Here is a 25,338-nt window from a genome sequence, read left to right as displayed (position 1 = left end):
TTCGAGGAGGGGCCGGCTTCAAAGGTCACGATAAAGTTGCGCTCGCAAACGGCTGCGGCGGCCGCGTTCATGATCACCCTCACCTTCGTCCTGGGTGCGGACCCTGTCGGGATATTTGGGTGGGATCGTCGCCTTGGCGGCGGCGAGCAGCGCCTCGAACGTGTCCCCAAGCGGTGATGGCTGGGCTGGCGCAGGACCCTGCTCAGCCACGGGTTCGGCGCGGATATCGGCGACTTCGAGCGCTGTCGCCAGCGCCTCGGGGGCCATCAGGCGGTGCGGGTCGGCGGGCATCGGCGGCGCGAGCGCGGCGAGCGTGGTCTCGACCGGCGGTACCGGGATGGGCGCGGGCGCCGGCGACTGGCCGGGGGTGCGATAGCGATCCGGTTGGTGCGCGCGCAGGAGGAACATCAGCAGGCGATCGTTGTAGCGGATGCGCTGGCCGACGCGGTTGCCCTCGCGGTCGAACACCGGCTCGGGCGATCCGTTGATCGCGCGGTCGAAGGCGAGATCGACCAGCCGCAGCGACGCGGTCTGCACCGCCGCATCCCACGCCGCCGCGAACGCCGCGCCATCGGCCGCGCGGCGCAGGCGGTAGCACGAGGTCGCCGACATGTTCACCTCGCGCGCGGCCTGCGTGACCGAGCCGGTATCCGCGAGCACGCCGATGAACGCCTGCTGCGTCGCGACCGTCCAGCCATCATGCCGTACCTTCCGGCGGACCGGCACCCAGTCGTACTCGGCGAGGTCGAAATCCTCGACCGTCGGGAGATGCTCGGCCTCGATGATGGTCATCGCGGTGGTCCGTGCGGTCGGCTCGGGAGCGGCCGGTTCGAGAGCGGGGGCGATGTCGGGCATGACATCGCGACGAGCGCGCGTGCGCGTGGGTTTGGTCATGGCCGGAGCGGATCAGGCGGGCGGCGTGTAGGACAGCGTTTGCGGGGGATGTTGGACTTTTTGTGGGCGGAGTGTGGCGCGGGGGCATCCTTCACGACAGCCGCGCATGATTGACATTGGACAAGATAGTGTCCATCTTTCACCGATGCAGACTGTCACATATTCTGAAGCGCGCGAGAACCTGAAGTCCGTGATCGACAAGGTCGCGGCGGATCGGGCCCCTGTGATGATCACGCGTCAGCGTGGCGAGAATGTCGTGCTGATCTCGGCGAGCGAATGGGCCGGGATGGAGGAGACGCTCTATCTGTTGCGCTCGCCCGCCAATGCGAAGCGGTTACTGGAGAGCATCGCCGAACTGGATGCCGGCGATGGCGAAGTCCACGCGCTAGTCGATTCTTGAACGTCCAGTTCTCATCGCGCTCCTGGGCCGAATATGTCGACCTCAGGACGAGCGATGCCAAGCTGTTCGACAAGCTGAACGCGTTGATCGAGGAATGCCGCCGCCATCCGTTCAAGGGCACTGGCAAACCCGAACCGCTTGGCGGCAATCTGTCGGGCTGGTGGTCGCGCCGGATCAACCATGAGCATCGGCTGGTTTACCGCGTGATGGGAAGTGGTGACGCTCAGACGGTGCAGGTTGCGCAGTGCCGGTATCATTATTGATCCGAGCAGCACTTTGGTTGTCTGCATCGTCGGGTACCGCTACGATCAGTCATCAGATGACGGACGACACATTATCCAAGGCAGGAGATTCGTATGCCTGGAGTGAACCAGAAGACCCAGGTTCTGTTAAGAAACCTTTGTGCAATTTTCGGTATACCGCGACACCTGATCCAGGCGAATCCTGAAGCGGGCGCACGCTTGTTGCTGGCGACTTATGCCATGCCGCTCCAGAGAACTCAGGCGCAACGTCGATCCTATGCGAACAATATCCTTGCGGCGACGCAAGGTCATTTCGATCATGGTCACCCTTTGTGGTTACACTCGGCCGCATCCTGATTACGATGCAGGAACTGCCTTTTCATTTTAATAATGTCGGTCGGTCCACGGCTGCGCTTGTCCAGCGCTACGAGAACCTGTCGCGCATCATATGGTGGATCAAGGCGTCGGGGCTTGCTGCCGGTGCGAGTAGCGTGGGTGCTGCAAACGCCGGCGTGGCTGAGGCGGTCAAGACTGGCAGCGTGCGCGCCGCTGCCAAAAAGGCGGGTGCTCGTGTAGCCGGCTATGGCGCGGTTCCAGAAGCCGTCGCACAACGGTTCGGCGCACGCCTGCCGAAAGGCGCCGGCGGAGGCCTGGCTCTCGTCGTTATCGGCGGCGTCACTATTTCCTACTACAGCGCCGAGCGCGAGATGCAGGAGATCAGATCCCTGGTACAGCACCGGTTTCAGGCAGGACAGGCGACGGACGCCGAGTATCGGGCGATATTCGCAGGGCAAGTCGATCCTGTGTCGATCAAGAAATATTGGGAGATCCGCTCGTGAACATGGCTGATCTTCCGAAGCGTCATGGCATTGGTGCACTGGTGGTTCCCATACCAACATTACCCTTTGCCATTCTCGCAGGGGCGGTCGACCTTTTCCTACTCGGTGGCGTAGCCATGGCCTTAAACCTTGATCTTGGCTCACCGATCGTCTTGGCTATCAACGTCGCAGGTAGCATAGCGATCTACACAGCCCTGCTTTACCTGTTCGCCAAGGGCGACCCGCGCTTGTGGCGTAACCCGGCGCGGCTTCGGCAGTTCATGACGCCTGATCTCCCGATTGGTGATGACGCGTTCAACGTCACACGTGCATTTCTTTGGCAGAATGGCAGCGTCGCGATCGGACGACAGATGGGGTGTCTTGCCGGGCTGACCGCAGGCGCGAGCCTGTCCTTTCGGTCGGAGGCGCTGGCTATTCTCGCATTTGTGATCGTGGGCGGCACGATCTGGTTGCTCGCCTCGATGCTGCTGAGTGCGCCCGACCGCGCGGAGTTGGCTCCGTGGATCGACCGGGCGGACGGCACAGCCGCGCCCGGTCAGCCAGACGCAGGCAAATAAACCTCACTCCCCTTCTCCCGGAACCGGTTGCTCATTTCGGCCATGCCGGCTTCGGCATCGGCGACCGAACGCTTGCAGTTGGCGAACAGGGCACGATCGGCATCCGTAGCATCGGCGGCGATAAAAGTGTCCGCAGGCGCGTTCTGCTTGCCCGCGAAGTCCCTCACCTCTTGCGTGATCTTCATCGAGCAGAATTTGGGGCCGCACATCGAGCAGAAATGCGCGGTCTTGGCGCCTTCTGCGGGCAACGTCTGGTCGTGGTATTGTTCGGCGGTGTCGGGATCGAGGGAGAGGTTGAACTGGTCTCTCCAGCGGAACTCGAAGCGCGCGCGGGACAGGGCGTCGTCGCGCATCTGGGCGGCGGGGTGGCCTTTGGCGAGGTCGGCGGCGTGGGCGGCTAGTTTGTAGGTGACGACGCCGACCTTGACGTCGTCGCGGTCGGGGAGGCCTAGATGCTCCTTTGGCGTGACGTAGCAGAGCATCGCGGTGCCGTACCAGCCGATCATCGCGGCGCCGATGCCGCTGGTGATGTGGTCGTAGCCGGGGGCTATGTCCGTCGTGAGCGGCCCCAGCGTGTAGAAGGGCGCTTCGCCGCAGACTTCGAGTTGCTTGTCCATGTTCTCCTTGATCTTGTGCATCGGGACGTGGCCGGGGCCTTCGATCATGACCTGGACGTCGCTCTTCCACGCGCGGTGGGTGAGTTCGCCGAGCGTGTAGAGTTCGCTGAATTGCGCTTCGTCGTTGGCGTCGGCGATGCTGCCGGGGCGCAGGCCGTCGCCGAGGCTGTAGGCGATGTCGTACGCCTTCATGATCTCGGTGATCTCGTCGAAGCGCTCGTAGAGGAAGCTCTCCTTGTGGTGGCTGAGGCACCATTTCGCCATGATCGAGCCGCCGCGCGAGACGATGCCGGTGACGCGTTTCGCGGTCATCGGGATGTAGGCGAGGCGCACGCCGGCGTGGATCGTGAAGTAATCGACGCCCTGCTCGGCCTGCTCGATGAGGGTGTCGCGGAAGATCTCCCAGGTGAGGTCTTCGGCGACGCCGCCGACCTTTTCGAGCGCCTGGTAGATCGGGACGGTGCCGATCGGTACGGGCGAGTTGCGCAGGATCCATTCGCGGGTGTCGTGGATGTTGCGGCCGGTGCTGAGGTCCATGACCGTGTCGGCGCCCCAGCGGATCGACCAGACGAGCTTGTCGACTTCGGCGGCGACGTTGCTGGCGACCGCGCTGTTGCCGATATTGGCGTTGATCTTGACGAGGAAGTTGCGGCCGATCGCCATCGGTTCGGATTCGGGGTGGTTGATGTTGTTGGGGATGATCGCGCGGCCGCGGGCGATCTCGTCGCGGACGAATTCGGGGGTTACGTAGTCGGGGATCTGGGCGCCGAAGGATTCGCCGTCTCTCGCGTAGTCTTTCAGCATGGCGCGGCCGAGGTTTTCTCGGGTGGCGACGTATTCCATTTCCGGGGTGATGATGCCGCGGCGGGCGTAGTGCATCTGGCTGACGTTGGCGCCGGCGCGCGCGCGGAGGGGGCGCTTGATGGTGGCAGGGAACTGGGGGACGCCGCCGGAGCGGTCGGGGCCGAGCTGGCCGTTGTCTTCGGGGCGGAGTTCGCGGGCTTCGTAGGATTCCACGTCGCCTCTAGCCTCGATCCAGGCGCGGCGGAGTTGGGGGAGGCCGGCGTTGATGTCGATCGTCGCGCGGGGGTCCGTGTAGGGGCCGCTGGTGTCGTAGACGCGTAACGGGGGTTCGCTGCAGCTTGGGTCGAGGACGATTTCGCGCATGGCGACGCGGACGTCGGTGCTGGTCGGGACCGCGACGTGGATTTTGCGCGAGCCTCGGATCGGGCCGGTGGTTACGCCGATGTCAGTCTTGGATTGCGTATCGATGGCCATGCGCTTGCTCCTACGGGTCTCGGAGCAAGGCTTGCGGTTCTGTGGCGACCGCTCCCTCCCTCCGCCGGTATCAACCGGATCAGGTTCAGCGGGTCGAAGGCTCCTGCCTTCCTCTCAAGCGCGGATCAGCGCTCCCCCGGGGTGGGGCGAGCATAGGCGGCTGGGGGTGGGGTGCAATGGGGAATTTGCCCTTCGACTTTGCTCAGAGCCGAAGGGGGCGCTGCCCCTGCGATCCTCCCTCGCAAGGGGGAGGTGGCTGGCCCTTGCCAGACGGAGGGGGCGGTAAAGGGAAAAACCGCTGTTGCGTGTCCTCCCCCTCCGACGCCTGCGGCGCCACCTCCCCCTGGCGGGGGAGGATCGCGAGTATGCACACAGTAGAAAGGCCGCTGCCCTGGGTGGGGCAACGGCCTTTTCTGTTACGCCGCGCGCCGTCAGTCGCAGCAAAGCTACGCCTTGTGGCGTGCTGTGCTGCGCTGGCCGCGCCTGGGCGAGTCTTGCGCCTGGTTGGCGCAAGCCGCCCTTAGGCGTTGGCGGCCGAGACGCGCAGGCTGCCGTTGACGCCGGCGGGGAAGAACCCGCCGAGCGAGACCGCGGCCTTGCTGAGGTAGACGATGTTGAGCACCTGGCCGGTCGAGCGGCTGAAGGCGAGGCCGTTGGCGTCGGTCGGCACGATGTTCGACATCGTCGCATCGCTGCCGGTGATGCCCTGGTCGTCGTCGCCGATGACGTTGATCGTCGCGTTGGTGACGGTGCCGTCGAGGCTGTCGCGCGCGTCGCTGATCTTGTTCGCCCCGGTGATGAGCGCGGTGATCGGGTTCGGCGTCTGCAGACCCTTGCGATAGAGCAACGTGCGGATCAGGCCGGCGTGATACGCCTCCGCCGCGAGGATGCCCGCCGCAGCCTCCAGATACAGCTTGTTGCCGATCAGCGGCGCGGCGCCCTTATAGGCCGAAACGCCGACGTCCTCGAAGATGTACGCGCCGAGCAGGAAGCTGTTGTCGTCCGCATACGGATCGAACACGCCGTTGGTGGTGTCGACCACGCCCGCAGCACGTGCCGCGAGGCTGAAGGCGCCGGGTGCTGCCGCGGTGCCGCCCGAGATGTTGATCGCGGGCTGCGCGACGGCGGAGGTGCCGAGCGCGGACCGCAGAAAGGCGACGTGCGCGACTTCGTCGATCGCGATCTCGCGGGCATATTGCTGGACGACCGGATCGCTGAACGCGACCTGCCGCGGGAAGCCCGCGCCAGTGCCGGTGGCGACCGTGCCGGGAGCGCCCGTGCCGGTGAGCAGGCTGGCGTTCAGGCCGACGCCGAACGCGGCATAGGCGTAGAACTGCGCCTCGAGATATTCGAGGTTGAGCGCGAAGTTCAGCACGTCGGCATCGGTGACGCCGGTCGTCGCGGTCGGCGTGGGGGTGGGCGTCGGCGTGATCGTGCCGGTGTCGTTGTTGTCATCGCCGCACGCCGCGAGCAGCGAGGCGCCACCGAGCGCGACCGCGCTGCCGCCGGCGAAGCGGAGGAAACTGCGTCGCTGATCGCGACGGGTGGCGATGGCATCGAAGATTTCGAGATTGTTCTTGAGATCGGTCATTGGGGAATATCCCTTGAAAAGCGCAGAAAGACGAGAGCCGGAAGGACGGGTCGAAACCCGCACCGACCGATCAGGTGGCTGCGATGCTCGTCTTGACGTTGCCGTTCATGCCCGACGGGAAGAACCCGCCGGCCGATGCCGCGCCGCTGTTGAGATACACGATGTTGAGCACCTGGCTCGGCGTGCGGCTGTAGGCGATGCCGTTCGGATCGAGCGGGACGATGTTGGAGGTGGTGACCGCCGCCTGCGCGCTCGCCAGGTTGATCGGCGTCTGCGAGATCGGCGAGATGCCCTGATCGAGGTCGGTGGTGCCATCGAGCGAATCGCGTGCGTTCGAGATCGCGTCGGCCGAGGTGCGCAGCGACGGCGTCGCGATGCCCTTGCCGTACAGCGTCGTGCGGACGATCGCGGCGTGATACGCTTCGACCGCGAGCAGGCCGGCGGCGGCCTCGAGATACGCCTTGCTGGTCAGCAGCGGTGCCGCACCCTTGTAGGCGGTGACGCCGACGTCCTCGAAGATGAACGCGCCGAGCAGGAACGCCTCGTCCGAGGCATAGGGATCGAACGCGGTGCCGGCGGGGACGAGCCCGGCGGCCTGCGCGGCGACCGAGAAGGCGCTGGTCGGCGAGACGCTGACGTCGATCACCGGCTGCGCGACGGCGGCGGTGCCGAGCGCGGTGCGCAGGAACTTGACGTGGGCGATCTCGTCCTGCGCGATCTCACGCGCATATTGCTGCACGATCGGATCGGTGAAATTGACCTGACGACCGCCGCGGACCGCACCCGGGGTGCCAACGGTGCCGGTCAGCAGGCTGTTGTCGAGGCCGGTGCCGTACGCCGCATAGGAATAGAACTGCGCCTCGAGATATTCGAGGTTGAGCGCGAAATTCAGGACGTCCGCGTCGGTGATCTGCTGTGCGGCCGCGGAGGTGGAGAAGGACAGTGCCGTGGCGCCGGCCGCCGTGATGGCTGCCGCGCCGAGCGCGGTCTTGAAGAATTCCCGGCGCTCGCTGCGTCGTTCCACGCGGGCGTCGAGTGCTTCGATCAGATGCACGCTCTCGGTCATGTCAGGCTCCTCCGATTATAATGATACGTCGGTTATGGTATTGTTCTTGTTCGCTTAAATGCGAATTTCCGCACCTTAGACTACAATCTTGCAAAGTCGATACCCTGCGAGGTACGCACGAAAAACCCGCCCGGACGCACCGGACGGGTGATTTTATTCGGTTCGAAACAAAGCTTTCGGCGCTGCGTCGGACGGCTGGTCAAAACGGCGGGTCAGAAAGTGTAGGTCAGGCCGACCGCGCCAACCCACTGATCCGCCGAGCCGACATCGGCGACGATCGGGCTGTCCTTGTACTTGCCCAGCATGCGACCATAGACCACGCCCGCGCCGACGCCGAGACCGTGGCGCAGATCGCCCGACAGGCTCTGCACGACGAAGGCCGACGCGTTGATCTGGCGGAAACCGCTGTCGTTGATGTCGTAGGTGCGCAGGCCGCTGGCGAGCGTGCCGATCGGCGTCACCGCCGCATAGGTGCGGCCGAAGCCCTTGCCGGCATAATCCGCCGATGCGCCGATCGCGACGAGCGTGCGGACCGAGAGCGGCGTGGTGTAGTTCACCTGCGGGGTGATGACGTAGCTGTCATAGGTGTCCGACACGTCGTGGACATAGGCGACGCGCGCGGTGAGCGTGTCGTAGTCGCTGGTGATGACGCCGGTCTTGCCGACGCCGACGAAGCCGCCGATTTCATAGGCGGTGTCGATCTTGCCGAGCGCGCGGACCTGACGATTGTCGACCTTGCCGGTGCGATCGGTGCGGATCGCGGCGATGACGCCGACTTCGTAGTTGATGCCGACCTCGCCCGTGTTGGGGATCAGGTTGACGTACAGCTGGGTGCCGCGGGTGAAGAAATCATGACCGCGGACCGTGCCGACGATCGCGCCGGCGGGCGTGAAGGAATTGCTGTCGGCGCCCTGGTAATCGGGCAGCGTCGCGACGCCGACGGCGACCGTGATGCGATTGTTGTCGGCCGGGTTGGTGATCGGCGGCGACGGATTGGGATCGGTCTGGGCGAGCGCCGGGGTGGCGACGGCGAGCACCGCGATTGCGGCAGACGTGAAGAGAGTGACTACGCGCAAGGACTTGCTCCGGTCTTGAAAGGTTTGATCGCGCAACGCGGCCGATACTGTATTGGGTCCGTAACAAACGGATCAGAAGATGTAACGCATCTTCACCTGTTGCAATTCTGCATCACCGCCAAGCACGAACCGGGCAGCCGCAAACCGCGGCGGGCCGAACCGCACGACGGGGTTTCGCGAGAAGCCGAAACCTTCGCGCGGAATGCCGGCGAAGGTATCGAGCCTGGAGTTGCTGTTCTCGTCATGGATGATCGCGAGCGCGTACCCGCGCTGCGGCAGGCCGCCGAACGACAGCGAGCGAGTCGCGGCGGGAATGCTGCGGGTGAGCGCCTTGCCATCGTCGACACAGGCCGGAAAATTGTCCGGATCGGCGGTGAGGCAGATCCGGATCAGCCCCTTGGACGAGCGGAGATTCTCGACCGCGACATCAAGCCGCGTGACCGGGGCCGCGGCCGCCAAGGTCGCCCACACCAGCATGCCGGCGATCACGAGCCGCGGCTTTCGCCTGCGCACGGGCGAAATCGCCGATCCCTCGATCGATGCCGCAGAGCCGATCCCAGACCCGGAAATAAAGCCCATAAATGCATCCATATTGTTCGTGGTGACGCTGATGGTGGGTGGCCGTGATCAGCCATCCCCCCAATGCTCCCCTCCACATGAACCGGGGGAATATCTCCCACCCCATGTGATTGGTCACCCCCATAACCGTCATCACCGTCAGGACCAAATCCAGCGCGGCGACATTGATCGGAATCAACAGGACCAGTAGCGGAATTACCACAGCGCCGGTGATCGCCTCGATCGGATGGAACGTCATCTCCGCCGTTGCGGCCACCTAAAATCTTCTGCCACAGGCAACCAATTTCGATGACGCGCGCTGTCAGCGCGTAGGTCGTGCAGGCGGCTACAGCTGGGGGGGCGGGCGTTGTTCGCACCGTCCAGCATCTCTTCAACTTCGTGGATGGCGGCACCCAGACGCCCGAGAGCGGTCAATGCACGCCTGCGCTGATCGCGCGCATCACGCGATTCCAGCGCGATATACTGCGCTACCCCCATCCCGACGGGAGGGTCGATCCTTCCGGCCGCACGATCAAGGTCCTGTTGGCGAGCGCTGCCGAAAAAGCGCGCACCCGCCGCACCGCCGTCCAGCCGACCTCCCCCGATACGTCGTGGAGCCATTGGGCGTCGACGACCTGGTAATTTGCTCAGCACTGCCATGGCGGGCGCTTGGGCCTCGTTGTTCGCGGAGCGCTCGACGATACGGCGGGTCAACACACCCAAACCCGGCGGGAAAAAGGCCGGTTCGGGGGCCACCCGCACAAGGGCGGCCCTGCGCAGACCGGTGTCACCGAGCAGGATTACGCCAATGCCGCCGCACAATTGGGGCCCGGCATAGATCCGCTGTTCATCCGGGCATGCGCCGAAGTCGAATCCGGTGGCAAATCGGGGTTCGGGCCTGCGGGTTTGCCGATCATCGCCTATGAAGGCCACCAGTTCCACAAATTCACGCATCATAAATATGACGAGACGCACCCGCTATTGTCCTATCGCTACAAGACGAATGCAGGATCGCAGTGGCGCAAGAACAACAGGAACCAGACAGTCGCCTGGAAAACGCTCAACGATGCGATGGAACTTGACGCAGACGCCGCTCTGAAAGCGACGTCATGGGGAATGTGCCAGGTGATGGGATTCAATTACCCCTCTTGTGGCTACAAGGATGTATTCGCGTTTGTCGAGGCGATGAAAGCCGGTTCGCTTGGCCAGCTGCAGGCCTTTGTCGGGTATTGCAAGCACAGGCCGGGAATGATTTCTGCCCTTCGGCGCAAGAATTTTACCGCCATGGCACTGGCCTATAACGGCAAGGACTATGGCGATTACGACAAGAAATTTGAACGCGCTTATGGGCGCCTCGGAGGAAAAGTGTGATGCTGCGTAAGATTCTGGCTGCGGCCGTCGTCATGTCGGGTGCCTGGGGCTGCGCACAGCCGAGCGCGGCAGCGGCAGCGCCCGTGCGATCGGGCTTCTACGAAGGGCTGGTCCTGGCCGTATCGCCGACGGGCCGCGTGGTGGGCCATTTCAACATGGAACAGGGCGAGGGCGTGGTGAAGCGCTGCATCTTCGATTTTGCCGGTCAGATGCGCGGCAACCAGGCGATCATCCACAGTGCCGGATCGCCGCGCCTTACCGGACGGATCACCGCGACGTCCGCCGACGAGATCAGCTTCAGCATGGCGCACGTCAAGGATCTGCCCGGGTGCGGGCTGGTGTTGCCGCCTGAAGCCGAGACAGCCGGCGGCACGGAACTCGATCTGATCAAGCCGGGCGCCTGGACCGACCTGGCCACGGTGAAGAGCGCGCGTGTCGCATTCAAGGCTACGCCCGGGGGCGCGGGCGGTCGCGCATATATGGTGAAGGGCGACGTCGTCGGCATTCTCGGCCGGCAGGGAAACCAGGTGAAGGTCGTCTATCCGTCCGAACGCGACACCTGGGCGCAGGGATGGGTCGCGGCGGCGGATCTGGCAGCGTCGAGGCCCTAGCCCTTGGTCGCTGCGTTGGTGGACCCAAGCCCGATCCAGGATCCTGGGTTTGGCTGGTTCTCCCATTCCTGCAGCGCCGCGATAGCCTCTATGCAGTGCGGTGAAACCTGATAGCCTCCCTCTCCAGAGCAGGACGACCTGCCAATACGGAGAGAGATGCATGGCAAATCAAAACGCCGCGCGCGGGGATACCGGCACGAATACCAGCGCCCATTCCGGCAGGGATCACAAGAGCCTGATCTATGTGATCGCGGGCAGCATATTGGCGTTGGGGCTGGTGTTGATGGCGTTCTACGATCGGGCGGGCGATCCCATGCCGATCGCATCGGTGCAGACTCCGGTGGTTACTGCGCAGAAATAGCGCTGGGCTCTACGACGCCGCAGTTCGGTCGAAGATCAGGATCGGGGCGTCTCGGTAGGTGCCCGTGGTGCGCAGGCGGTAGCCTAGCCGTTCCGCGAGGCGGATCGAAGGGGCATTGGCGGGGTCTATGATGCACGTCGTCGCGGGGATGCGCGCGTCGGTCCAGGCGAGGATCGCGGCGAGCGCTTCGGAGGCGTAGCCTTGGCCTTGCGCGTCGCCGGTCAGCGTCCAGCCGACTTCTGGGGTCGCGTCGATCGAGGGGTCGATGGCTCTGCGCGCCTCGATCAGGCCGAGTTCGCCGATCAACGCGCCGGTGGCGGTATCGCGCGCGAGCCAGCTGCCGTAGCCGAACAGCGTCCATTGGCCGATCGAGCGGAGCAGGCGGATCCAGACGTCCTCGCGCGACCGCGGCTGGCCGCCGATCATCGCGTAGACGCGTGGGTCTGCCCACATCGCGGCGCAGTCTTCGAGGTCTGTGGCGGCGTGGGCGGTCAGGGTCAGGCGGGCGGTTGTTAGCGTGGGGGCGGATGTCGGGGCGGGCATTCTTACTGTCTAGGGCGGATTTGGATGGAGAGGTATCCGTCGCCGCGTATTCTCCCCTCCCTGAAAGGGAGGGGTCGGGGGTGGGTCGGCCCGCTTGAGTCGCTCGCGTTCCGGCATGCGGAAGCCGACCCACCCCCCAGCCCCTCCCTTTCAGGGAGGGAAGCAGGTTGGGCTTTTCCTCGTCGTACGGTTCGTACGGTTCAGGCGTCGCGATGCCCGATCGATTGATCCTCCCCCGCCAGGGGGAGGTGTCGCCGAAGGTGACGGAGGGGGAGGATACGGAACGGAGGTTTTCCCTTACCTCCCCCTCCGTCTGGCGAGGGCCAGCCACCTCCCCCTGGCGGGAGAGGATACTAAGGGAGTCCTGCCCCCTGCCCCCTGCCCCCTGCCCCCGACAACGCAGGTTGTCTTCGCGGGCGATTGGTTTGGAAAGTTTGTTTTCGAGGCTCTCGCTTTGCGCTAGTCCGGCCGGATGGCATCGACGATCTCCTGCGACGTCGCGATCGTTGGCGCGGGTTTGGCCGGCGGTATGATCGCGCTGGCGTTGAAAGCAAAGCATCCGGCGTTGGACGTGCGGCTGATCGACGCCGCGCCCGTCGTCGGCGGCAATCATCTCTGGTCGTTCTTCGGGAGCGACGTGGCGCAAGGCGATCGCTGGATCGTCGCGCCGCTCGTGGTGCATGCGTGGCGCGGGTACGACGTGCGGTTCCCGGCGCATGCGCGGACGATCGACGCGACCTATTATTCGATCGAGAGCGAACGGCTCGACCGCGAAGTGCGTCGCGTGCTGCCGCCGCATGCGCTGATGCTGGGGCGGAAAGTGTCGGGCGCGAGTCCGACGGCGGTGGTGCTGGCGAACGGCGACCGGATCGAAGCGACCGGGGTGATCGACGCGCGGGGGGCGGGGGACCTGTCGCTACTCGATCTGGCGTGGCAGAAGTTTCTCGGGCGCGAACTGGCGCTGAGCGTGCCGCACGAAAGCCCGCGGCCGATGGTGATGGACGCGACCATTCCGCAAATCGACGGGTATCGGTTCGTGTACTGCCTGCCGTTCAGCGCCGAGCGGATGTTCGTCGAGGACACCTATTACAGCGACACGCCCGATCTCGATATTCCGGTGATCGGCACGCGGATCGACGACTATGTCGCGGCGCGCGGCTGGTCGGTCGGGCGCGTCGTGCGCGAGGAGTCGGGCGTGCTGCCGGTCGCGATGGGGGGGGATTTCGAGGCGTATTGGCGGTCGGGTGGCGCGCATGTCGCCAAGGCCGGGATGCGCGCGGGGATGTTCCATCCGACCACGGGGTACTCGCTGCCCGATGCGGTGCGGACCGCTTCGATGCTGGCGGGCCTCAGCGATTTCTCGGGTGCGAAACTCCACGATGCGACCCACGCGATGGCGCGGGCGACGTGGAAATCGCGCGGCTTCTACCGGATGCTCGACACGATGTTGTTCCGCGCCGCCGAGCCGGAGGAACGCTACCGCATCCTCGAGCGCTTCTACCGCCTCTCCCCATCGCTGATAGGCCGTTTCTACGCCGGGCACTCGACCCTCGCCGACAAGGCCAGGGTCCTGACCGGCAAGCCCCCCGTCCCCATCGTGCGCGCCGTCCGCGCCATCGCAGGCAGTATGTCATCATGAAGACCGCAATCGTCATCGGCGCAGGATTTGGTGGGCTGGCGCTCGCGATCCGGCTGCAATCCGCGGGCGTGCAGACGACGATCGTCGAGAGCCGCGACAAGCCGGGCGGGCGCGGGTATTTCTGGGAGCGCGACGGGTTCACGTTCGATGCGGGCCCGACGGTCATCACCGATCCGGATTGCCTGCGCGAGCTGTGGGCGCTGACCGGGCGCGACATGAGCGAGGACGTGACGCTCGATCCGGTGCTGCCGTTCTACCGGCTGAACTGGCCCGATGGGACGAATTTCGATTACACCAACGACGACGTGCAGATGCGCGCCGAGATCGAGAAGCTGCATCCGGGCGACTGGGCGGGATACGAGAAGTTCCTGCAATATTCGGCAGGTGTCTTTCATGAAGGCTATGAGAAGCTCGGCCATGTCGCGTTCCTCGACTTCGGGTCGATGATCAAGGCGGCGCCGGCGCTGGCGAAATACCAGGCGTGGCGGTCGGTCTATTCGATCGTGTCGAGCTTCGTGAAGTCGGAGAAGTTGCGCGAGGCATTGAGCTTCCACACGCTGCTGGTCGGCGGCAACCCGATGACGACGAGCGCGATCTATGCGCTGATCCACAAGCTGGAGCGTGACGGCGGGGTATGGTTCGCGCGCGGCGGGACCAACCGTCTGGTGGCGGCGCTGGTGACGCAGTTCGAGCGGCTGGGCGGCGTGCTGCGGCTCGACGATCCGGTGACGTCGATCGAGACTCTCGGCGACCGCGCGACTGGCGTGACGACGGCGAGCGGCTGGTCGGGTCAGGCGGATGCGGTGGCGGCGAACAGCGACATCATGCACACCTATCGCGACCTGCTGGCGACCTCGCGGAGTGCGAAGCGGAAGACGGGGTCGCTCGAGCGGAAGAAATATTCGCCGTCGCTGTTCGTGGTGCATTTCGGGATCAAGGGTACGTGGCCGGGCATTCCGCACCACATGATCCTGTTCGGGCCGCGCTATAAGGGGCTGCTCGAGGACATTTACGACCACGGCGTGCTGTCGGAAGATTTCTCGCTGTACCTGCATCATCCGACCGTGACCGATCCTTCATTGGCGCCGGAGGGGCATTCGACGTTTTATGCACTGGCGCCGGTGCCGCATCTGGGCAAGTTCCCGGTCGACTGGGACGAGATCGCGCCGATTTTGGAGAAGCGCATCCTCGACGAGATCGGGCGGCGGTTGATACCGGATATCCACGAGCGGATCGTGACGAAGTTCTCGTATGCGCCGAAGGATTTCGCGCAGGATCTGAATGCGCATCTGGGTAGCGCGTTCTCGCTGGAGCCGGTGTTGACGCAGAGCGCGTATTTCCGCGTGCACAACCGCGACGAGCATATTCCGAATTTGTACTTCGTGGGGGCTGGCACGCATCCGGGCGCTGGGATTCCTGGGGTTGTGGGAAGTGCGAAGGCGACTGCTCGGTTGATGTTGGAAGGCGAGAAGTAAGGTTTGTTCACGCGGAGGCGCGGAGACGCGGAGGTGTTGCGCTTGTCGCCTAGCGACCATGTCTCCAACGATTTGCGGAACTTGAGCGAAGACAGCGCGAGCGCTGTCCGGAACGCAACACCTCCGCGTCTCCGCGTCTCCGCGTGAACCCATTCTTTCCTTGCGGCACCCAGCGCGCATCCCCTAGCGAGGTCATATGAAGAGACTTGCTGTATATTGCGGGTCGGCTACGCCGGCTGATCCCACCTATATCGAGGGCGCTCGGGCGCTGGGACTGGCCTTTGCCGCGCGGGGGATTGGGCTCGTTTATGGCGGCGGGCGGACCGGGCTGATGGGCGCGATCGCGGATGGCGCGCTTGAGGGTGGCGGCGAGGTTATTGGGGTTATCCCGCAGGCCTTGGTCGATGCGGAGGTGGCGCATCGGGGGCTGACTGAGTTGCACGTCGTCAGCGGCATGCATCAACGCAAGCAGATGTTTACCGACCTCTCCGACGGGTTCGTGACGATTCCGGGCGGAACGGGAACGATGGACGAGCTGTGGGAGGCGCTGAGCTGGGCGCAGCTTGGCTATCATGCGGATCCGGTTGGGTTGCTGAATACGGCTGGGTATTATGACCATTTGATCGCGTTCTGGGAGAAGATGGGCGAGGTTGGGTTTTTGCGGCCGCAGCACCGGGATCTGCTGATCGTGGCGGATACGCTGGACGTGCTGCTCGACCGGATGGCGGAGCATGTACCGACGCAGCCGATCGTGCGGATGAACGCGTCGGATTTGTGAGTTCTGCGACAGTGAAATTTGCCCCTTCTAGTTCTCCCGCGAAAGCGGAAGCCCAGGAGTCGCAGGCGCAGCGTTTGTGGTCCTGGGCCCCCGCCTTCGCGGGCGAACTAGAATGAGTCAGGCATTGCCCTCCCGCGAGGCGATCGTTGCTACCGCGCATGAGTCGATCTCGCGTGGGTCGAAGAGTTTTGCGGCGGCCAGCTTGCTGTTCGACAGGCCTACGCGCGAGCGGGCTTGGCTGCTTTATGCTTGGTGCCGGCGGTGCGACGATATCGCCGATGGGCAGGATCATGGGCACGGGATGACCGTCGTCGAAGACGCGCCGGCGCGGCTCGTGGCGCTGTCGGCGATGACCGAGCAGGCGTTGGCGGGCGACGTAGTCGGCGAGCCGGCGTTCGATGCGCTGCGGATCTTCGCCGCCGAGACTCGGCTGCCGAAGCGGTTCGCGCGCGACCTCGTTGAGGGCTTCGCGCTCGATGCACGCGATTGGCGGCCGCGGTCGGAGAACGACCTATACAAATATTGCTACCATGTCGCGGGCGTCGTCGGGTGCATGATGGCGATCGCGATGGGCGTCGATCCCGACGACGAGGATACGCTCGATCGTGCGTGCGACCTGGGGATGGCGTTCCAGCTCGCCAATATCGCGCGCGATGTCGAGGAGGATGACCGGGTGGGGCGGTGCTACCTGCCCGAGGAATGGCTGGTCGAGATGGACTTTCCGCCGGGTCAGCACATGAAGCCGCCGTTTCGGCCTCGGCTCGCGGTGTTGACGAAGCGGATGGCGGATCGGGCTGCGGCGTTCGAGGCTAGCGCGCGGGAGGGGACGCCGGCGCTATCGTTCCGGTCGGCTTGGGCGGTGCTGTCTGCGGCTGGGATTTATGGGGCGATCGGGCGGACTGTGGCGGCGCGCGGGGAGCATGCTTGGAATCACCGGGTGACGACGTCGGGGATGCAGAAGTTGGGGTTTATCGTGACGGCGGCGCGGGAGGCGGCGCGGCGAGATACACTGTATCCGCGGACTAAGCGGGATACTCGGTTGTGGACTCGGCCTCGCTGATTGCCGGCGTCTAGCTTGTTCTCCCGCGAAGGCGGGAGTCCAGTCTGGGTTCCCGCCTTCGCGGGGAAACAATCTAGCCCTGCGACTTGGCCTTGCCGGTCTTCGCCATCAACTGGCCTTGCGCGCGGCAGTTCGCGCCGATCATCGGATACGGAACGTCGGTGTTCTGCGCCAGCTGGTCGGGGAGCGCCGCGCGGCACTGCGCCATTGTCTCGTACCGCGCCGGAATGACCCGTGCCTCGGTGCAGCTCGTGTTGCCGTCACCGCAGCCCATGATGGCCATGACGTAGAACAGCGGTTCCATTTCATTCTCCAGTGGATCGCGGTGGCCGGCATCGGACACGATACCAAAAGCGACGAAGTGGCAGGATTGTTCCCCCAACTGCTTTCACCGGGGCTTGACTGCACCTACATCGCATCGATCCATGCCACCCGATACGTACACCTCCACCCGCGCGGACCAGCCGTTGCTGCCGACGCTCCGCCGCTTCCTGCCGTTCCTGTGGCCGGCGGGGCAGCCCAAGCTGAAGGCGCGGATCGTCGTTGCGATGCTGCTCGTGATCGCGTCGAAGCTGATCCAGGTCTTTGGCGCGGCGTTTACGCTCAAATACGCGGTCGACCGGATGGCGGGGAACGATCGCGGGGCGCTGACTTTGGTCGTGCTGCTGGTGGTCGGGTATGCCGCGTCGCGGTTCGGGACGACGCTGTTCGACAATCTGCGCAATGCGGTGTTCGAGCGCGTCGGGCAGGATGCGTCGCGGCGGCTGGCGGCGCAGGTGTTTCGCCATCTGCATGCGCTGAGCCTCGATTTTCATCTATCCAGGCGGACGGGCGCGGTCACCAAGGTGGTCGAGCGCGGCACCAAGAGCATCGACACGATGCTGTATTTCCTGCTGTTCAACATCGCGCCGACGGTGTTCGAACTGGTGCTGGTACTCGGGCTGTTCTGGACCAAGTTCGGCTGGCCGCTGGTCGTCGCGACCGTCGTGATGGTGGTCGGCTACATCCTCTTCACGCGGATGGTGACCGACTGGCGCAACGCGCTGCGGGCGCGGATGAACGACCTCGATACCGGGGCGGTCGCGCATGCGGTGGATTCGCTGCTGAACTTCGAGACGGTGAAGTATTTCGGCGCGGAGGAGCGTGAGGCACGGCGCTACGACAGCGCGATCACGGCGTATTCCGAGGCGGCGGTGAAGAGCGAAAATTCGCTCGCGTGGCTCAACCTCGGCCAGGCGCTGATCACCAACGTGATGCTGGCGGGCGGCATGGGCTTCGTCGTGTGGCGGTGGAGCCGCGGCGAGGCGTCGGCGGGCGACGTGGTGTTCGTGTCGACGCTGCTGGCGCAGCTGTTCCGGCCGCTCGACCTGCTGGGGATGGTGTATCGCACGATCCGGCAGGGTGCGCTCGACATGGCGGCGATGTTCGACCTGATCGATACGCCGGCGACGGTGGTCGATGCGCCGGGGGCGCCTGCGCTGGCGGTGAGCGCGGGGCATGTCCGGTTCGAGGGGGTGTCGTTCGGCTATGATGCCGGACGGCCGATCTTGCGCGACATGAATTTGGATGTACCGGCCGGGTCCACTTTGGCTGTCGTTGGGCCGTCGGGGGCGGGGAAGTCGACGCTCGCGCGGTTGCTATACCGGTTCTACGACCTGACGGGCGGGCGGATTACCGTCGATGGACAGGATATCGCGCAGGTTCGGCAGGCGTCTTTGCGCGCTGCGATCGGGATCGTGCCGCAGGATACGGTGCTGTTCAACGACACGATCGGGTACAACATCGCCTATGGCCGTGAGGGTGCGGCGATGCCTGAGGTCGAAGTTGCCGCCAAGGGTGCGGCGATCGCCGGGTTCATCGAGCGCCAGCCGCTGGGGTACGAGACGCGGGTCGGCGAGCGTGGGCTGAAGCTGTCGGGGGGCGAGAAGCAGCGGGTGGCGATTGCGCGGACGTTGCTGAAGAACCCGCCGATCCTGATCCTGGACGAGGCGACCAGTGCGCTCGACAGCCGGACCGAGGCGGAGATTCTGGGTACGCTGGAGGCGATCGAGCGCGGGCGCACGACGATCGTGATCGCGCACCGGCTGTCCACCGTGGTGCATGCGGACCAGATCGTCGTGCTGGAGGCGGGGCGGATCGTCGAGAAGGGGACGCATGCGGACCTGCTGCGGCAGGACGGCGTGTATGCGGAGATGTGGAACCGGCAGGCGCAGGAGCGCGCGGGCGAAGCGGACGGAGCGCTGGCGGCGGAATAGAGGGCGGATCGGCGCTGGCCGTCCCGCGGGCGTCGAGCGGGACATGCGCGCAGACGGTGTCCGGCGCGCACGTCCCCAAACCGCTTGCCGTTGCGATGTAATGATGTACCATACCTAACGGCGGTATCTATCGCGCCGCCATCCTCAAGGAGATGCGAAGGAGACGGGCATGTACGCGGATCGACTGAACCGGACGGGCGGATTCAAACCCGGGATGCTGGGCGCTGCGCTGGCGATCAATGGCGCGGTGATCGGGGCGCTGTTCTTTGCGGCGCCCAGGCTGCTGCCGTTCACGCCGCCCGACGGGCCGCTGATCACCTATGTTCCCTACACCCCGCCGCCGCCGCCCGAACCCGTGCCGCCCGCCGACCCGCTAGTCCGCCAGCAACCACGCCCCGCCCCGCGTCCCGACGCGCCGGCTCCGCAGGTGCCGACGCCGATGGATACCGGCTTCGCGATCACGCCCGACCCGCTCCCCTATACGCCGCCGATCGGGATCGAGGGAACCGGCATCGGGACCGTCGCGGTCGATCCGCCAAAGCCTGCGCCGGTGTTCGTCCAGCCCGGAATCGACCCGCGCTATGCCGCCGATTTCCAGCCGGGCTATCCGTCCGAGGAGCGCCGCGCCGAACGCGAGGGCAAGGTGGTGGTGCGCGTGCTGGTTGGTGTCGATGGCCGGGTGAAACAGGCCGAGCGGGTCAGCGCGACCACCGACACCTTCTACCGTGCGACGCTCGATCGGGCGCTGGCGAAGTGGCGGTTCACGCCGGCGACGCGCGACGGCGTTCCGGTCGAGGCGTGGCGATCGATGGCGCTGACGTTCGTGTTGCAGAACTGAAGCGCCAGAAACCAAAGCCGGGGGGCGCGGGGCTGGCCTAGCCGGCTCCGCCGCCCTATCTTGACGCGCATGGGCTTTTTCAGTCGTTTCTCGCCGATCGCCGCGTACCGGGACTTGCGGCTCTTCTTCAGCCAGCGCCGGCCGTACGAGCTGGTTTTCCTGGTGGCCGCGCTCGGCGTCACCAGCTTCCTGATCTACGCGTTCATGAAGGATTCGTACGTCGAGAAGGAATACCGTCCGAAGATCATCTATGTCGAGCAATGGCCGGCGGATCGCACCGATGCGCAGATCGTCGCGCAGCAGAAGATCGACGCGCCGATCCAGGCCAAGAGGCTCGCCGAGCAGAAGGCGCGCGAGGACGCACAGCGCGCATCGTTCAAGCGGCTGGACGACAAGCTGAAGGCCATGGGAATCTGACCCGGGCTGACGCGCGCTGGATGGGTGTCGCGCTGGCCCTGGCCGAACGTGGCCGAGGACGGACCGCGCCCAATCCCAATGTCGGATGCGTGATCGTGCGTGAAGGCCGGGTGGTCGGGCGCGGGTGGACGCAGACGGGCGGACGACCGCATGCCGAGGCGATGGCCTTGGCCGAGGCTGGGGCGAACGCCCGGGGGGCTATTGCCTACGTCACGCTTGAGCCATGCGCCCATCGGTCTCCGCGCGGGCCTGCGTGCAGCGACCTGCTGAGCGAGGCCGGCGTTGCGCGTGTCGTCGCCGCCCTCGAAGACCCCGACGCACGAACGGCTGGCGAGGGATTTGCCCGGCTGGAGGCTGCTGGCATCGCCGTAACCCGCGGCATTCGCACGGCAGAAGCCCGCCGTTCGATGGCCGGCTTTCTCACGCGGCAGGCGCTCGGCCGCCCGCACGTCACGCTCAAGCTCGCGACATCGCTCGACGGGTGCATTGCGATGGCGGATGGGTCGAGTCGCTGGATCACCGGTTCGCAAGCCCGCGCGCACGCGCATCTCGAGCGGAGTCGGCACGAAGCGATCCTCGTCGGGCGTGGTACGTACGAGGCTGACGCGCCGCGGCTCGATGTGCGGTTGCCGGGTTTGGAAGAACGCGGACCCATGCGTGTGCTTTTATCCTCGACTGTCCAAGACGTGCCCGGTTGGACCGTCATCGCCACCCCGCAGGACATCACCGCCCTTCCCCGCGTCGACCACATCCTCGTCGAGGGCGGCGAGGCCGTAGCGTCGGCGTTCCTCGCGGCCGATCTGGTCGACCGACTTCTTCTCTACCGTGCGCCGATCCTGATCGGCGGCGGCAAGACGGCGCTTGGCGACATCGGCCTTACCGACCTCACCGCCGCGCATCGCCGCTGGGCGATCGTCGACGCGCGGCAACTTGGCATGGACCGGCGCGAGGTCTACGAGCGCGAACGAAACGAGGGATAATGTTCACCGGAATCGTCACCGACATCGGCACTGTTACGCGCGTGGAGTCGCCTGGCGACACGCGCGTGGTCGTCAGCACCGCCTATGATACCGCCACCGTCGATCTCGGCGCGTCGATCGCGTGCTCGGGCGTCTGCCTGACGGTCGTGGACAAGGGGCCTAACTGGTTCGCGGTGGACGTCTCGGGCGAGACGATCAGCCGTACCGCCAAGGATCAGTGGACCGAGGGGCGCCAGTTCAACCTCGAACGCGCGATGAAGCTCGGCGACGAACTCGGCGGGCATATCGTCACCGGCCATGTCGACGGTCTCGGCACCGTCGTGGCGGTAACGGCGGACGGGGGCTCGCACCGCGTCACGATCCGCGCCGGCGCCGATATCGCGCCGTTCATCGCGCCGAAGGGCTCGGTGACGATCGACGGCGTCTCGCTCACCGTCAACAGCGTCCGCGACATCGACGGAGAGGTCGAGTTCGGCCTCAATATCATCCCGCATACCTGGGCCGTCACCACGCTCGGTACGATCCACGTGGAACAGTCGGTCAACATCGAGATCGACGTCCTCGCCCGCTACCTCCAAAGAATGGAGCATTACCGTGCCCCTGCCCGCTGAACGTTCGTCCGAATTGGCCCGTCTGAAGCACGGCTATCTGTCGAGCCCCGAAGAGATCATCGACGAGGCGCGCAACGGCCGGATGTTCATCCTGGTCGACGACGAGGATCGCGAGAACGAGGGCGACCTCGTCATCCCCGCGCAGATGGCGACGCCGGAGAAGATCAACTTCATGGCGAAGTTCGGTCGCGGCCTGATCTGCCTCGCGCTGACCAGGGAGCGGACCGAAGAACTCGGGCTCGAGCTGATGAGCCGCAACAACGGCACGCGGCACGAGACAGCGTTCACTGTCTCGATCGAGGCGCTTGAAGGCGTCACCACCGGCATCTCGGCCGCGGATCGCGCGCGCACCATCGCGGTGGCGGTCGATGCGACCAAGGGCAAGCCGGATATCGTCACCCCCGGCCATGTCTTTCCGCTGGTCGCACGCGACGGCGGCGTGCTGATCCGCGCCGGCCATACCGAGGCGGCGGTCGACGTCGCGCGGCTGGCCGGGCTCAATCCCTCGGGCGTGATCTGCGAGATCATGAACGAGGACGGCACGATGGCGCGGATGGACGACCTCGTCACCTTCGCGCAGTTCCACAACGTCAAGATCGGCACGATCCGCGACCTGATCGCCTATCGCCGCCGCCACGATCACCTCGTCGAGAAGCGCGCCGAGGCCAAGTTCACCTCCGAATGGGGCGGCGACTGGAGCGCGCTGACGTTCTGGAACAAGGCGACCGGCACCGAGCAGGTCGCGCTGGTCAAGGGCAAGATCGACCCCGCCAAGCCGACGCTGGTCCGCATGCACGCACTGTCGCCGTTCGCGGACATCTTCGGCGAATCGGGCGATCGCGGCCGGATCCTCGCACGCTCGATGCAAATGATCGCGGACGAAGGCGCGGGCGTGATCGTCGTCATCAACCGCCCCCGCGGAAACACCTTCACCTCGGCGGTGATGAAGAAGGCCGGCGCGGAGATCACCCCGGACATGGAGGAACTGCGCGACTACGGCGTCGGCGCGATGATCCTGACCGAGCTCGGCGTCCACGACATGGTACTGATCACCAACACGCATCACACGCTGGTCGGCCTCGACGGCTACGGCCTGTCGATCGTCGGCGAGCGCCCGATCGCGTCCCTGAACACCGAAAAGAGCAACTGATGGCGCATCTCCTCATCGTCGAAGCCCGGTTCTACGACCACCTCAACGACCTGCTGGTCGAGGGTGCGAAGGCTGCGATCGAAGCCGCCGGCCACACGCACGAGACGATCACCGTGCCCGGCGCGCTCGAAGTCCCCGGCGCGATCGCGCTGGCGGCCGAGAGCGAGACGTTCGACGCGTATGTCGCGCTGGGCGTGGTGATCCGCGGCGAGACCTATCATTTCGAGATCGTCGCGGGCGAAAGCGCACGCGGGATCATGCAGTTGACGATGGACGGCTTGGCCGTCGGCAACGGCATCCTGACGACCGAGAACGAAGCGCAGGCGTTGACGCGGGCGAAGCCGACCGAGGGCGACAAGGGTGGCGGCGCGGCCAACGCGGCGCTGGCGATGCTGGCGCTGAAGGACCGGTTTCTCGCATGACCGCGCGTGGGTGAGGTGATTAACCTGCGGCTCGCGCGGAAACAGCGGGCTCGGGTTCATGCTGCGGGGCGGGCGGACCAGAACCGGCGGGTGTTCGGGCGGACTGGTGCGGAGAAGGCGGCGGATGCGGCTGTGAAGGCTCGGCTCGAAGCGACGCTCGATGGGGCGAAACTCGATAGCCCAACACCCGAAAAGCCCGCGAAATAACCTCACCCTTTCCAGCGAAGCCGGCGAGGGGTGAGCGTGGTACTCGACGTTGTTCCTCATAATTCTCTTCGCGAGCGCGCCTGCAATCCTCCCCCGCCAGGGGGAGGTGGCGCCATAGGCGACGGAGGGGGAGGACACCGAACCTGCGTTGTCGCCCCCTCCCCCTCCGTCAGGCAAGCGCCTGCCACCTCCCCCTTGCGGGGGAGGATACTCGGGGTCTGCGATCTTGAACGCCAGATTTGCGATCCTCCCCCCGCCAGGGGGAGGTGGCGCCATAGGCGACGGAGGGGGAGGACACGGAACCTGCGTTGTCGCCCCCTCCCCCTCCGTCAGGCAAGCGCCTGCCACCTCCCCCTTGCGGGGGAGGATACTCGGTTCTGCGATCTTGAACGCCCGATTTGCGACCCTCCCCCGCCAGGGGGAGGTGGCGCCGTAGGCGACGGACGGGGAGGACACGGAACCTGCGTTGTCGCCCCCTCCCCCTCCGTCAGGCAAGCGCCTGCCACCTCCCCCTTGCGGGGGAGGATCGTGAAGTCTGCACCCTTGATGGGTGAAGACTGTGAGAGCACTGGTTGAATCGGAAGGCGTCCACTCCAACCTGTGCCATCGCCCGCTCCACAGGAACGTCGCGACCGCCGCGCCGTTATGCCTCCGTAACAAAGGGGCGATCATGATTTCGGATGCGAATGCGACGTTGCTCGCCAAGCTTGGCTTTGCCGCGCGCGGGGTGGTGTATATCCTCGTCGGGTGGTTCGCGGTCGATGCGGCGCTGCACGGCGGCGAGGTTGCCGACAACCAGGGCGCGATCGGGTCGATGGCGGGCGGACCGCTCGGGCCCGTGCTGCTGGCGGTCGTCGCGGCGGGGTTGCTCGGCTACGCGATCTGGCGACTGACCGAGGCCGCGGCCAACCCGGAGCAGATCACGCGCGACGCCAAGGGCAGCCTCAGGCGGATCGGCCATGTCGTCAGCGGGATCGCGCATCTCGTCCTCGCCTGGACCGCGACCCGGCTTGCACTCGATCTGGGCAAGGGCAAGATCGCCGTCTCGCCCGGCGACGAGAGTGCGCGCGACTGGACCGCGCTGCTGCTCGACCAGCCCGCCGGCCGCCTCCTGGTCGGCGCGGTCGCGATCGGGATCCTTGTCGCCGCCTTCCAGCAGGCGCAGAAGGCGTGGCGCGGCGACTTCATCCACGACCTGCGCGGCGATGCCCCTGCCCCCGGCTATGTCTGCACGATGGGCCGAATCGGCTACGGCGCGCGCGCGCTCGTGTTCCTGATCGTTGCCGGGCTGTTCGCCCTTGCCGCCTGGACCGCGCATGCCAGCGACGCAGGCGGGGTGGCGGAGGCGCTGGAGCGGCTGCAATCGCAACCGGGCGGCAAGTGGCTGCTAATGCTGACCGGGATCGGTCTGGCGCTGTTCGGTGCGTACAGCCTGATCGAGGCGCGCTTTCGCCGGCTTCATGTCGATCTTCCCGGGACCGATTAAGCGATGGCAGCATATC

29 protein-coding genes, 1 pseudogene and 1 riboswitch are annotated in these 25,338 nt (G+C 65.6%); of the genes and pseudogenes, 21 read left to right on the top strand and 9 right to left on the bottom strand.

All coding sequences use genetic code 11. The features are described from left to right. Nucleotides 1–18 precede the first annotated feature (18 nt). Nucleotides 19–894: a hypothetical protein gene (locus O6Y00_RS13945; protein WP_353443193.1), complete on the bottom strand. Its 876-nt coding sequence runs from the start codon at nt 892–894 to the stop codon at nt 19–21. A 145-nt stretch (nt 895–1,039) separates the two neighbouring features. On the opposite strand from O6Y00_RS13945, the gene O6Y00_RS13940 reads away from it, so the two are divergent. From O6Y00_RS13940 to O6Y00_RS13925, 4 genes are all read left to right on the top strand, one after another. After that, nucleotides 1,040–1,294 carry a type II toxin-antitoxin system Phd/YefM family antitoxin gene (locus tag O6Y00_RS13940; protein ID WP_353443192.1) on the top strand — a complete coding sequence of 85 codons (255 nt, stop codon included), beginning with the start codon at nt 1,040–1,042 and terminating at the stop codon, nt 1,292–1,294. Continuing rightward, nucleotides 1,291–1,557 carry a Txe/YoeB family addiction module toxin gene (locus O6Y00_RS13935; protein ID WP_353443191.1) on the top strand — a complete coding sequence of 89 codons (267 nt, stop codon included), beginning with the start codon at nt 1,291–1,293 and terminating at the stop codon, nt 1,555–1,557. The genes O6Y00_RS13940 and O6Y00_RS13935 overlap by 4 nt, the downstream gene beginning before the upstream one ends. A gap of 311 nt (nt 1,558–1,868) precedes the next feature. Beyond that, entirely contained in the window at nt 1,869–2,375 is a 507-nt protein-coding gene (locus tag O6Y00_RS13930; protein ID WP_353443190.1) for a hypothetical protein, read from the top strand. A gap of 2 nt (nt 2,376–2,377) precedes the next feature. After that, nucleotides 2,378–2,932 (top strand): hypothetical protein, encoded by a 555-nt coding sequence (locus tag O6Y00_RS13925; RefSeq protein WP_353443189.1) that lies wholly within the window; start codon nt 2,378–2,380, stop codon nt 2,930–2,932. Here O6Y00_RS13925 and thiC read toward each other — a convergent pair. From thiC to O6Y00_RS13895, 6 genes and pseudogenes are all read right to left on the bottom strand, one after another. Beyond that, on the bottom strand, nt 2,911–4,827 hold the full coding sequence (gene thiC, locus O6Y00_RS13920; protein WP_353443188.1) for a phosphomethylpyrimidine synthase ThiC: 1,917 nt from the start codon (nt 4,825–4,827) through the stop codon (nt 2,911–2,913). The genes O6Y00_RS13925 and thiC overlap by 22 nt on opposite strands. 39 nt (nt 4,828–4,866) lie before the next feature. Further along, nucleotides 4,867–4,976, bottom strand: a riboswitch (TPP riboswitch). A 371-nt stretch (nt 4,977–5,347) separates the two neighbouring features. Then, on the bottom strand, nt 5,348–6,418 hold the full coding sequence (locus O6Y00_RS13915; protein WP_353443187.1) for a ferritin-like domain-containing protein: 1,071 nt from the start codon (nt 6,416–6,418) through the stop codon (nt 5,348–5,350). Between the two features lie 70 nt (nt 6,419–6,488). After that, nucleotides 6,489–7,484, bottom strand: a complete 996-nt coding sequence (locus tag O6Y00_RS13910; RefSeq protein WP_353443186.1) for a ferritin-like domain-containing protein — start codon at nt 7,482–7,484, stop codon at nt 6,489–6,491. A 212-nt stretch (nt 7,485–7,696) separates the two neighbouring features. Beyond that, nucleotides 7,697–8,560 (bottom strand): MipA/OmpV family protein, encoded by an 864-nt coding sequence (locus O6Y00_RS13905; protein ID WP_353443185.1) that lies wholly within the window; start codon nt 8,558–8,560, stop codon nt 7,697–7,699. Nucleotides 8,561–8,632: 72 nt separating this feature from the next. Beyond that, entirely contained in the window at nt 8,633–9,049 is a 417-nt protein-coding gene (locus O6Y00_RS13900) for a DUF2141 domain-containing protein (protein ID WP_435368632.1), read from the bottom strand. After that, a pseudogene (locus O6Y00_RS13895) lies at nt 8,988–9,389 on the bottom strand (sterol desaturase family protein); the annotation flags it as partial. The gene O6Y00_RS13900 and the pseudogene O6Y00_RS13895, both read right to left, overlap by 62 nt. A 65-nt stretch (nt 9,390–9,454) precedes the next feature. Between O6Y00_RS13895 and O6Y00_RS13890 the strand changes: the two are divergent. The 4 genes from O6Y00_RS13890 (at nt 9,455) to O6Y00_RS13875 (ending at nt 11,461) form a co-directional block, all read left to right on the top strand. Continuing rightward, nucleotides 9,455–9,760, top strand: coding sequence for a hypothetical protein (locus O6Y00_RS13890; RefSeq protein WP_353443184.1), 306 nt, complete (start codon nt 9,455–9,457; stop codon nt 9,758–9,760). Nucleotides 9,761–9,787: 27 nt separating this feature from the next. Further along, complete coding sequence (locus O6Y00_RS13885; protein ID WP_353443183.1) at nt 9,788–10,489, top strand: N-acetylmuramidase family protein; 702 nt, start codon at nt 9,788–9,790, stop codon at nt 10,487–10,489. After that, nucleotides 10,489–11,100 carry a hypothetical protein gene (locus O6Y00_RS13880; RefSeq protein ID WP_353443182.1) on the top strand — a complete coding sequence of 204 codons (612 nt, stop codon included), beginning with the start codon at nt 10,489–10,491 and terminating at the stop codon, nt 11,098–11,100. Before O6Y00_RS13885 ends, O6Y00_RS13880 begins: the two co-directional genes overlap by 1 nt. 160 nt (nt 11,101–11,260) lie before the next feature. After that, a complete protein-coding gene (locus O6Y00_RS13875; protein ID WP_353443181.1) occupies nt 11,261–11,461 on the top strand; it encodes a hypothetical protein in 201 nt (66 codons plus the stop codon). A 9-nt stretch (nt 11,462–11,470) separates the two neighbouring features. On the opposite strand, the gene O6Y00_RS13870 is transcribed toward O6Y00_RS13875, so the two are convergent. After that, nucleotides 11,471–12,004: a GNAT family N-acetyltransferase gene (locus O6Y00_RS13870; RefSeq protein ID WP_353443180.1), complete on the bottom strand. Its 534-nt coding sequence runs from the start codon at nt 12,002–12,004 to the stop codon at nt 11,471–11,473. 472 nt (nt 12,005–12,476) lie between these two features. Between O6Y00_RS13870 and crtY the strand changes: the two genes are divergently transcribed. From crtY to O6Y00_RS13850, 4 genes are all read left to right on the top strand, one after another. Further along, the gene (crtY, locus tag O6Y00_RS13865) at nt 12,477–13,643 is read left to right on the top strand and encodes a lycopene beta-cyclase CrtY (RefSeq protein ID WP_353443179.1); all 1,167 of its coding nucleotides are present in this window, start codon (nt 12,477–12,479) and stop codon (nt 13,641–13,643) included. Then, complete coding sequence (locus O6Y00_RS13860) at nt 13,640–15,118, top strand: phytoene desaturase (protein ID WP_353443178.1); 1,479 nt, start codon at nt 13,640–13,642, stop codon at nt 15,116–15,118. Before crtY ends, O6Y00_RS13860 begins: the two co-directional genes overlap by 4 nt. 196 nt (nt 15,119–15,314) lie before the next feature. After that, complete coding sequence (locus O6Y00_RS13855) at nt 15,315–15,896, top strand: TIGR00730 family Rossman fold protein (protein ID WP_353443177.1); 582 nt, start codon at nt 15,315–15,317, stop codon at nt 15,894–15,896. Nucleotides 15,897–16,008: 112 nt separating this feature from the next. Continuing rightward, nucleotides 16,009–16,956 carry a phytoene/squalene synthase family protein gene (locus O6Y00_RS13850; protein WP_353443176.1) on the top strand — a complete coding sequence of 316 codons (948 nt, stop codon included), beginning with the start codon at nt 16,009–16,011 and terminating at the stop codon, nt 16,954–16,956. Between the two features lie 73 nt (nt 16,957–17,029). Here the strand turns inward: O6Y00_RS13850 and O6Y00_RS13845 are convergent, their stop codons facing one another. Further along, nucleotides 17,030–17,260, bottom strand: a complete 231-nt coding sequence (locus tag O6Y00_RS13845; RefSeq protein WP_353443175.1) for a hypothetical protein — start codon at nt 17,258–17,260, stop codon at nt 17,030–17,032. Nucleotides 17,261–17,381: 121 nt separating this feature from the next. On the opposite strand from O6Y00_RS13845, the gene O6Y00_RS13840 reads away from it, so the two are divergent. The 9 genes from O6Y00_RS13840 to O6Y00_RS13800 all read left to right on the top strand — a co-directional run bounded on the left by O6Y00_RS13840 (nt 17,382) and on the right by O6Y00_RS13800 (nt 25,322). Then, nucleotides 17,382–19,211: an ABCB family ABC transporter ATP-binding protein/permease gene (locus O6Y00_RS13840; protein ID WP_353443174.1), complete on the top strand. Its 1,830-nt coding sequence runs from the start codon at nt 17,382–17,384 to the stop codon at nt 19,209–19,211. A gap of 169 nt (nt 19,212–19,380) precedes the next feature. Next, nucleotides 19,381–20,049, top strand: a complete 669-nt coding sequence (locus O6Y00_RS13835; protein ID WP_353443173.1) for a TonB family protein — start codon at nt 19,381–19,383, stop codon at nt 20,047–20,049. 69 nt (nt 20,050–20,118) lie between these two features. Beyond that, on the top strand, nt 20,119–20,466 hold the full coding sequence (locus O6Y00_RS13830) for a hypothetical protein (RefSeq protein ID WP_353443172.1): 348 nt from the start codon (nt 20,119–20,121) through the stop codon (nt 20,464–20,466). Further along, nucleotides 20,463–21,446, top strand: coding sequence for a bifunctional diaminohydroxyphosphoribosylaminopyrimidine deaminase/5-amino-6-(5-phosphoribosylamino)uracil reductase RibD (gene ribD / locus O6Y00_RS13825; RefSeq protein WP_353443342.1), 984 nt, complete (start codon nt 20,463–20,465; stop codon nt 21,444–21,446). Before O6Y00_RS13830 ends, ribD begins: the two co-directional genes overlap by 4 nt. Further along, a complete protein-coding gene (locus O6Y00_RS13820) occupies nt 21,446–22,057 on the top strand; it encodes a riboflavin synthase (RefSeq protein ID WP_353443171.1) in 612 nt (203 codons plus the stop codon). The genes ribD and O6Y00_RS13820 overlap by 1 nt, the downstream gene beginning before the upstream one ends. Beyond that, on the top strand, nt 22,041–23,207 hold the full coding sequence (gene ribB / locus O6Y00_RS13815) for a 3,4-dihydroxy-2-butanone-4-phosphate synthase (protein WP_435368631.1): 1,167 nt from the start codon (nt 22,041–22,043) through the stop codon (nt 23,205–23,207). The genes O6Y00_RS13820 and ribB overlap by 17 nt, the downstream gene beginning before the upstream one ends. Next, nucleotides 23,207–23,629, top strand: coding sequence for a 6,7-dimethyl-8-ribityllumazine synthase (ribH, locus tag O6Y00_RS13810; RefSeq protein ID WP_353443170.1), 423 nt, complete (start codon nt 23,207–23,209; stop codon nt 23,627–23,629). Before ribB ends, ribH begins: the two co-directional genes overlap by 1 nt. Nucleotides 23,630–23,635: 6 nt before the next feature. Further along, the gene (locus O6Y00_RS13805) at nt 23,636–23,836 is read left to right on the top strand and encodes a DUF4169 family protein (protein ID WP_353443169.1); all 201 of its coding nucleotides are present in this window, start codon (nt 23,636–23,638) and stop codon (nt 23,834–23,836) included. A 670-nt stretch (nt 23,837–24,506) separates the two neighbouring features. Further along, nucleotides 24,507–25,322 carry a DUF1206 domain-containing protein gene (locus tag O6Y00_RS13800; protein ID WP_353443168.1) on the top strand — a complete coding sequence of 272 codons (816 nt, stop codon included), beginning with the start codon at nt 24,507–24,509 and terminating at the stop codon, nt 25,320–25,322. The last annotated feature ends 16 nt before the right edge of the window (nt 25,323–25,338 follow it).

Origin of the sequence: Sphingomonas faeni (assembly GCF_040407565.1) — a bacterium.
GTDB classification, from domain to species: domain Bacteria; phylum Pseudomonadota; class Alphaproteobacteria; order Sphingomonadales; family Sphingomonadaceae; genus Sphingomonas; species Sphingomonas faeni_F.
The sequence above is the reverse complement of the archived record's forward strand: the minus strand, read 5'-3'. Positions and strand labels throughout refer to the sequence as shown.